6 protein-coding genes are annotated in these 7,065 nt (G+C 54.6%); all 6 read right to left on the bottom strand.

Features of this window, described 5'->3' with window-relative positions:
- Positions 1-190: 190 nt before the first annotated feature.
- Positions 191-1,279, bottom strand: a complete 1,089-nt coding sequence (locus tag ACLTOH_RS05750; RefSeq protein ID WP_148448130.1) for a phosphotransferase enzyme family protein — start codon at positions 1,277-1,279, stop codon at positions 191-193.
- A gap of 22 nt (positions 1,280-1,301) precedes the next feature.
- Positions 1,302-1,868, bottom strand: a complete 567-nt coding sequence (locus tag ACLTOH_RS05745; RefSeq protein ID WP_148448128.1) for a chromate transporter — start codon at positions 1,866-1,868, stop codon at positions 1,302-1,304.
- Positions 1,865-2,431 carry a chromate transporter gene (locus tag ACLTOH_RS05740; RefSeq protein ID WP_412223591.1) on the bottom strand — a complete coding sequence of 189 codons (567 nt, stop codon included), beginning with the start codon at positions 2,429-2,431 and terminating at the stop codon, positions 1,865-1,867. Before ACLTOH_RS05740 ends, ACLTOH_RS05745 begins: the two co-directional genes overlap by 4 nt.
- A 17-nt stretch (positions 2,432-2,448) precedes the next feature.
- Entirely contained in the window at positions 2,449-2,961 is a 513-nt protein-coding gene (locus ACLTOH_RS05735; protein WP_148448126.1) for an SPASM domain-containing protein, read from the bottom strand.
- Between the two features lie 383 nt (positions 2,962-3,344).
- Complete coding sequence (locus ACLTOH_RS05730; RefSeq protein WP_148448124.1) at positions 3,345-4,778, bottom strand: arylsulfatase; 1,434 nt, start codon at positions 4,776-4,778, stop codon at positions 3,345-3,347.
- A 68-nt stretch (positions 4,779-4,846) separates the two neighbouring features.
- On the bottom strand, positions 4,847-7,018 hold the full coding sequence (gene gnpA / locus ACLTOH_RS05725; protein WP_148448122.1) for a 1,3-beta-galactosyl-N-acetylhexosamine phosphorylase: 2,172 nt from the start codon (positions 7,016-7,018) through the stop codon (positions 4,847-4,849).
- Between the last annotated feature and the right edge of the window lie 47 nt (positions 7,019-7,065).

Here is a 7,065-nt window from a genome sequence, read left to right as displayed (position 1 = left end):
CGGTGCTTTCTTTCTTTTTTCTATTAACTTTTCCTACAAAAACTTTACCCTACGTGTAATTTCCGAAAGATTTCGATATCCTGCACACGTAAAAAACGCCCGCGCTTGCCAGGCGTGGGCGTTATAAAAAGGAGAAGACGTTATTTAGTATTTTGCAAAACGTAAAGTCAAAAATGGCATAATAAGTCTATTAGCAGTATTTCTCAATTATCTTCTGCATAGCATCCCAGTTTTCTTCCATATCTGCAGTCAGCTTAAACTGCGTCCGAGCGCGGTTGAGGTTCTGCTGTTCGTAGTTGATGTGGAAATAATGGTCGCCCTCCAGATAATCGGCAAGAAAGCGCATACCGCACTCCATCGTCATCAGCTTGGCACCCCAAGGCAGGGTCTGCTTTTCCAATGTAGTAAATGCTTCTCCTGCAGCTTGCAAAAAGCCTTTCGTGTAAATTTCAAACAGTTCCATGCTGAAATTGACCTTCGAGAGATCGGCTTCGTCCTCGGCGCAGTGGTTGGCACCGAAGCGGATGGAATCGCCGAAATCGTTGGCGGCCAGACCCGGCATGACGGTATCGAGGTCGATAACGCAAAGGCCCTCGCCGGTCGTTTTATCGAACAGGATGTTGTTCAGCTTGGTATCATTGTGGGTGACGCGCAGCGGCAGCTTGCCAGCCGCCAGCAGGTCCACCATGACATGGTAATCTGCTTCGTGAGCGCGAACAAACTCGATCTCACGCTGCACCTGTGCTACGCGGCCCATACGATCCTCGGCTACAGCGCACTGAAAGTCAGCGAAGCGCTTTGGTGTATCATGGAAGTGAGGAATCGTCTCATGCAAGGTATTTGCCGGGTAGTCGGCAAGCTGGTGTTGAAAATCACCAAAAGCTACGGCGCTTTGGTAAAAATTCTCGGCGGATTGCACCTGCTGCAAGCAGACGGTGTTCTCTACAAAATCATAGATGCGCCAGCAGCTGCCATCGGTGGCCCGGTAATAAGGCTTTCCAGCTTTGGTCAGCACAACATGGAGCGTGGCGCGTGCCGGGTCATTCCCACACTGTTTGGCCTTTTCGCGCAGAAAATCCGTTACGCCGCAAATGTTTTCCATCAGACCGTCAGGGTCCTTGAATGTATCAGTATTGATCTTTTGCAGGATGTAGCGCTTTGCCCCCTGCGCAGACGTTACCATAATGGCATACGTTTGATTGATATGCCCTTCGCCATAGGGAACAGGCTCTGACACCGAGCCATTCCATTGCCATGCAGCCAAAATTTCATTCATCATAAAATATCCTCTCAGGTTTCGTTTATGCCGCGATGCTGTACAACACGACGCCGGACACGGCGGCCCCCGCCATGACCTTGATGGGGCTGGGATTCCACTTGCGCAAAATAAAAAAGCCCACAAGGAAAATAGCTACTGCAATCAAATCCATACTGCCAAACTCCGCAGGGAAAGTGCGCTGCCCGTACAGGGCCATGCATAACAGGGAGATACCGGCGGAGGCGATCATAGCAATGACGGCGGGGCGTAGCCCGATCAAGATGCCCTGCATAACGCTAAGGCCGCGGAAACGGTAATACATGTAGGCCAGCGCCATGACGATGACGCAGGACGGGAAAATACAGCCAATCGTGGCAATCAGTGCCCCGGGCAGCCCCGCCACCTGAATGCCAACAAACGTCGCAGCGTTCACCGCGATGGGGCCGGGCGTCATTTCGGAAATGGCCATGATGTCCGCAAAGCCTGTCATCGTCAGCCAGGGGTGAATATCCACCACTTGATTCTGAATCAAGGGCATAGCCGCATAGCCGCCGCCGATGCTGAACAGGCCAACTTGGAAAAAGCTCCAAAACAGTTCAAGGTAGATCATTTGTCGCCCTCCCGCTTTTGCAGATACAGGGTATCCAGCGCACCGATGACACCACAGACCAGAATAATCAGGATGATGTTCACCGAGAAGAAGCGGGTCGCCACAAAAGCCGCCAGCATGACCGTAATGGGAAGCCAGCGTTTCTTTTTCAGAATAGGCCACATCATATTGATGACGACGTCAAAGATGACTGCCGCCACCCCGGCCAGCATGCCGGCCATCGTCATGCTCACGTACTTATTGGAGCGGAACGCCTGATAGAACACGGAGATGATGGAAATGATGATAAGCGGCGGCAGTGCTGCACCCACCACAGTAATCAGTGCGCCGGGGATACCTGCCACATGGTAACCTACCAAAATAGAGGCATTGATGGCGATGGAGCCGGGGCTGGATTGGGCAATCGCCGTTAGATCCAGCATTTCTTCCTCGTCAATCCAATGTAGTTCTTTCACGAAGCGCTCCCGCATCAAAGGGATAATGACGAAGCCGCCGCCGAAGGTGCAGGCGCTCAGCTTAAAGGTAGAGAGAAACAGCTGCCAGTATTTATTTTTCTTGTCCAATAGAATCGGTCTCCTTTTCAGTGATACATTTGAACAGCGCGGATCATTTCGTACAGGCGCGGTTCCGTGTAGGCGAAAAACTTTTGTAGGGCGTTGCAATAGCAACTGCGCTGCGCTGCAGCTGCCGTATTTCGGTCGCGCTTGCAGCCACCACGGCACAGCCGTACCCATTTGCATTGCTGACATTCTGCAGGTATCTGCCAGCCATCCGTGATAAACGTTCGCATTTTTTCGCCGGTAAGCAGCGATTGCAGGGTATCGTTTTGAATCGTACCAAGTTTATAGGCATCCAAGCAGAAGAAGTCGCACGGATACACTGCGCCACTCTCCTCCACGACCATGTAGACACCGCAGGTTCCGGTCGTGGAACAAGTTCCCGCCGGGCCACCCAAAAGTAGCTGAATATAATCTTCAAACAGGCGGATGCTGACATAGGTGATGGTTCTCCAGTCGCGGTACCATGCGTCGAACAGTGCGCACAGGAACTGCGCATACAGTTCCGGTGTGAGGGAGTAGGGCATCATGCACATCCGGGGTGCCGTCCAAGCTGATACCTACGAGAAAGTGTTCTTTGCTGAAAAATCAGCCCATCCATCGGTAATGGCAAGACCATTTGTCTGGATAGCGTATTGCACGGCAACGTGCTTTTGGTTGTACTTTCGCACCGTCTTCGTAAAGAAACAAAAGAAATCCAGTCCGGTCAGCGTTGGCTCGCCGCCCTGAAAGGCGAACGAAACAAAGCCGCCCGGCTCAAGTTCCGCAAAGCAGCGTTAAATCAGCGTTTCCGTCGTTGCCTGTGACATCATACAGTCGTCGGGGTTCACGCAATTCTGCTGCTCATCTCGGTAAAAGCAATATTGGCAGCGCATGTTGCAGTAGCCCGCTGCGGGTTTAATCAGGAATTGAAGCTGCTTCATAGCACCTCGGTATGCTGTAATACGGTCACGGGTGTTTTGCCCACAAGCAGGGTGTACCCATCGGTGTAACCCTCTTCACGGTTTTTTAGAGCATCAATCAGCAGAGTGCGCAGCGCCGTCACGCGCTCTGGGTTTTCCTCCAGCACGTTCTTCGTCTCATTCGGGTCGTCGCGCAGGTTGAAGTACAGCTCTCGCCCGGTCTGAGAGTACCAGATATATTTATCCTTTTTCGTCAGGATAAAGTGCATGGAATCCTCGCCCAGTGTATGCTCACCGTGCAGATATTCGCGTTCGACGGGGTGCAACAGGCTCGTGCCGTCCACGGTTTCGGGAATCGGTGCGCCCGCCAGCTCCAGCAGCGTGGGCATGACGTCGCGCAGTTCTGCCAAATCAGTGCAAACCGTACCATGCTTGCCCACATAGCGCTCCGGTCCGGAGATAAACAGCGGCACCCGGATGCTGCCCTGGAACGGCTTTGCTTTCTGGAACATCAGGTGGTCGCCCAGCATCTCGCCGTGGTCGGACACGAACAGAATTATGGTATTATCCATGATTTGCTCCTCCACCAGTGCGGAGACTAAACGCCCGATTTGATGATCCATGTGCGTGATGGCCGCATAGTAACCCGCCCGCAACTGGTGGATGTAGCTTTCATCCGAAGGTGCCGTCTGGGCATGGTAGCTGTGGCTGTCACGTTCCCAGCGGACGCAGTCGTTCCAATCACCGCGCCAAGGCTCGGCCAGTGACTCATCTTTGTACAAATTCAAGTAATACTCCGGGGCATCCAGCGGAGGATGTGGCCGCACAAAGCTGGCCATCAGGAAGAATGGCTTCGAGCGGTCACGGCAGCGCAGAAAGTCTCGGCACTCGCTGGCGACCCAGTTGGTTGGGTGATACTTTTCCTCGTAGATCCAGGGGCGCACGACCCAGCTATTGCAGTCAAGACCAGTGTCCACCGGGTCTGCATCCACGCCAAGCTGCTGTTTGAGCCACCAATAATAGTCATCGGCCACACGCTGATCCTCATAGCTGGGCGTGGTGGGGCGGCGGTAGGCATGGAGATAGCCATCATGCAGCCGTACATCATGGAAACCCAGGTTGTTGCGCAGCGGATGAACATGCATTTTGCCGACACACTGGGTATAGTACCCGGCCTTGCTCAGCTCCCCGGCCAGTGTGTGGGGATAATCCCACGGCACAAGATCCTCGTACCCGACGCGACCCGTGTGCTCCTGGGACATGCCTGTATACAGCGTAGCCCGCGCGGGAACACAGGTCGGACAGGCAGAATAGGCATTTTCATACCGCACGCCCTCGGCGGCCAGTGCATCGAGGAACGGCGTTTTTACATCCGGGTGACCGGCAATACCAAGGCAGTCGCCGCGCATCTGGTCTGCCATAAGCAGGATAATATTAGGATGTTTATCCATAACAAACCTCGTATCAATGTTTTTGCAGCCAAAGGGTGCCGCACAGTGCGGCACACCCTTGTCCTGCTTTATAGATTATACCATTTGATCTCGTTGGCGTCCATGTGCAGGGTAAAGCTGCTGCCGTCGCCAGTGTAAACAGTGGTATCCTGCGGCTCGTAGGTGTTATTCACGACACAGTACTTGCCGTTCTTGACATAGGCATGTACTTCGACATTGTAGTTTGTGCTAAACCACTTGTGCAGGTCGGCCTCGTCGTGGGCGGCCCACAGGATGGCTCGGTACAGCACGCGGTTGTTCACGAAGCTGTAGGGCAGACCGCTGATGTAGACGCCGCGACCCTGACCGTACTCGTGGGCGGCCAGCTGGACCTCCTTATCACGCTGAATCAAAATCTCGGTGCCCTCAAGCGCGAAGATGTTCTTTTTGCCCTCGCCGAAGTCCACATCATGGTCGGGGCAGTCGGCCAGAATGAAGTGATCGCGGTGCTCGTCCCAGTTGTACTTGTCGTAGTTCAGGGTGAAGCCCGTTTCTTTTTCTACACCAAGCGGCGCGGCCAGCTGCAAATACCGGCCCTGATACTGGTGGCCGCCGGGTTCGCCGACGCCGATCAGACCGCCGCCACGGTGGACAAAGCCCTTGACAGCGGAGGAAATCTCCGGATCCTCCCAGACCTTGCCGCCGGTATGGGCGGTATCGCCGTCGCCTACGTTGATAAGGACATCAATGCTGTCCAGTACCTTCGGGTCGACCTTGATGTCGTCAAAGCTGATGAACTTCACATCAAACGGCGCACCGGACAGAGCCTCGATAACACCCGCATAGCTGTAGTTCTGCTTCTGGTACAGTGCATGGTGAACCATGTGGCAGCCCCAGGCGCGCTGTTGGCCCCAGCTGTTAAGCACAGCCACGGTCTTGACGCAGTAGGGCGTGGTGCCTTTGATGTTCTCGTACAGCTCGCGGAACTCGTTGCAGACGCTCTCGACATAATCGAGAAATTCCGGGAACTCGCAGGCCAGCTTCAGGTAGCCGCCGTAGCCGATACGATCAATGGGCTTGCGCAGGATGGCACGGCGAGCCGTGACCCAGTTCACCTTGGCCTCGCGCACGGGGTCGCCGCCCTCGTGGAAGGTATCGGGGAAGAAGTAGGGCAGGAAGCGTCCCTCGGTGTACTTGACGCCGGGAATGTCGGAAATCAGGCGCAGCGTGCTGCCGTTGCCAACACTGCCGACGATAGCATCCACGCCGGACTTTTGAAACTCGGGCATGAACGGCTCGCAGCCGATCCAGTGGTCGCCAAGAAACATCATGGCTTCCTTGGCGTAGGCGTGGACAATGTCGGTCATTTCTTTCATCAGACCGGCGACCTCGCGGCGCTGGAAAGCCTGGAAGTCCTTGTACTCCTTGCTGGGCACACGGTACTGGTTGTTGTAGTAGCCCTGGTCGATGATAAACTCCGGGCGGAACTTATAGCCGACCTCTTTTTCAAACTGCTCCAAAATGTAGGGGCTGACAGAGGCCGAGTAGCCATACCAATCCACGTACTTCTCGCGGCGCAGCTCGTCAAACACCAGCGTGAACAGGTGGAAGAAGGTCGTAAAGCGCACGACATTGACATAGGGATGGCTTTCCAGATACTCACGTAGGCGGCGTAGGGTGTAGGCGTGGGTCTTGGGCTGGCGCACATCGAACGGGATCTGGTGCTCGACATCCTTCCAGTCGTTGATGACCGAATTGTACATGTGGACGGGATCCCAGATCAGGTACGCCAAAAAGCTGACCGTGTACTCGTGGTAGGCGGCGGGGGCGTCGATGACAACGCTTTCGCTGGCGGCATCATAGTGCCAGTCGGCGGTGGGGACAGGCTCGCCCGTCGTGCGGTCGATGACCTCCCACAAACGGGTGATGTCATCGTGGTCGTTGACCATCATCAGTTCGCGGCTGATGCCCGTCATCAGGGGGATGGTCAGCGCATCGTCCGCAGCGGTGTAGAACGGCGTCATAATGTAGCACTGCTGCGTTTCATCGGGATTGGCTTTTGCCCATGCGTTGTCCTTGCGGGTGGTGTAGTAGGTGGCATAAATCTTGGCGCCAGTGTCCTTCAACTCCTGCGGGAACTCGGTGCCGTCGCAGTCGCGGATGGCATCCGCGCCCAAGCGCTTGAGCAGGTCGAGGGTTTCAGGGACGGCGTCCATATCGGTGGGGATCGTTACACGACCCATTTTTCTTACATCATTCATATAATGATTCTCCTTAAAACGTAATATTTTGAATGGAGGAAAGTCAA

The sequence above is a fragment of the Waltera sp. genome (assembly GCF_046969025.1).
Taxonomy (GTDB): domain Bacteria; phylum Bacillota; class Clostridia; order Lachnospirales; family Lachnospiraceae; genus Acetatifactor; species Acetatifactor acetigignens.
This window is presented reverse-complemented; position numbering and strand designations above follow the sequence as displayed.